The sequence below is a fragment of the Gammaproteobacteria bacterium genome, from assembly GCA_003696665.1.
Taxonomy (GTDB): domain Bacteria; phylum Pseudomonadota; class Gammaproteobacteria; order Enterobacterales.
This window is the reverse complement of sequence record RFGJ01000395.1, coordinates 1-1,090: the sequence shown is the minus strand read 5'-3', so window position 1 is coordinate 1,090 and position 1,090 is coordinate 1. Positions and strand designations below refer to the sequence as shown.

Here is a 1,090-nt window from a genome sequence, read left to right as displayed (position 1 = left end):
GACAGAACAGGTTGCGAAACCATGAAGTGCCACCCAACAATGCGTGCAGCGGACAGCGGCTACGCCGCGTGCGAATTGGGGCGCGAATTGCAAAGTTTGGTTTGAGTTGGCGGTGGTGATTTTGCAGTCGACGCCGCTGCCGGTGAAACCAACGTTGGGCAGCTCTTGGAAGCGTAAGGGCTAAGGACAGGTCAATATGAGTGACGATACAAAAAAAATAGAATTAGCCGAGGCCGGTCTCAAAATATCTGCCGATTTCCTTTTAGCCGAATTCAATGCCCTGCAAAGTCGGGCAATAGCATTCAAAAATAGCCAATCAAATCGCGTTAATTTCTTACTTATAATTGTGGCAGCGGCTTTGGCTGGGGTTAGCCAACTGGCAAACAACTTGGCATTACAATCCTACTTTCACACAATCATACTTGCTACTGCTTCAGGTATCTTGCTGCTTGGTTTGTTTACACTCCGACAAAATGTTGATGATGCTGGTGCATCCATTATTCTATTTAGACGAGCAGGGCGCATTCGACTATGGTTTGTCGAACAAAACCCTCAAATTGCACAATACGTCGCATTTGAATATGGTGACGACAAACCCGCAATGGACGTACCTTTCCTGTCATTTCGTGGCGGTGAAGCTGTAATATTGCTGATAAATGCTCTGTCATTTTGTGTTATGGTGGGAAGCATCTTGCCGCTACAAAAACTAGCCATTGTGCTAGTAGTGTTATTCATTTCCTTTATTATCGCGTGGGTAAGTCAGTCGTATTACATACACAAAGTTCTACAGATAGGCGAAAAAAGGTCTGCAGATACAATTAAATTCTCCTTTGAACAACAGCGAGAGAAATATGAAGGGCATTTGTAGAGCAGCCCAACACCGTTTGCACCGGACAGCGGCTACGCCGCTTGTGAATCGGCGCGCGATTTGCCTGCAATCATCTGGGTGGGCAGTGGAGCGTAGCCTGCGCCGCCGCTGCCGGTGAAACCTACGTTGGGCCGCCATCGCACAATCGGAACGAACGGCATTTGACAAGCGTCATCGGACGCAAGGATATAAAACCATGAAACGCATATTGAAGATTGTAGG

At 47.3% G+C, this 1,090-nt stretch carries 2 protein-coding genes; one reads left to right on the top strand and one right to left on the bottom strand.

All coding sequences use genetic code 11. The annotated features are described in order from the left end of the window. The first annotated feature begins 196 nt into the window (after positions 1–196). Positions 197–868 (top strand): hypothetical protein, encoded by a 672-nt coding sequence (locus tag D6694_10105; GenBank protein RMH40374.1) that lies wholly within the window; start codon positions 197–199, stop codon positions 866–868. A gap of 32 nt (positions 869–900) precedes the next feature. Here the strand turns inward: D6694_10105 and D6694_10100 are convergent. Further along, a partial coding sequence (locus tag D6694_10100; protein ID RMH40373.1) for a hypothetical protein occupies positions 901–1,090 on the bottom strand: 190 nt, incomplete at its 5' end.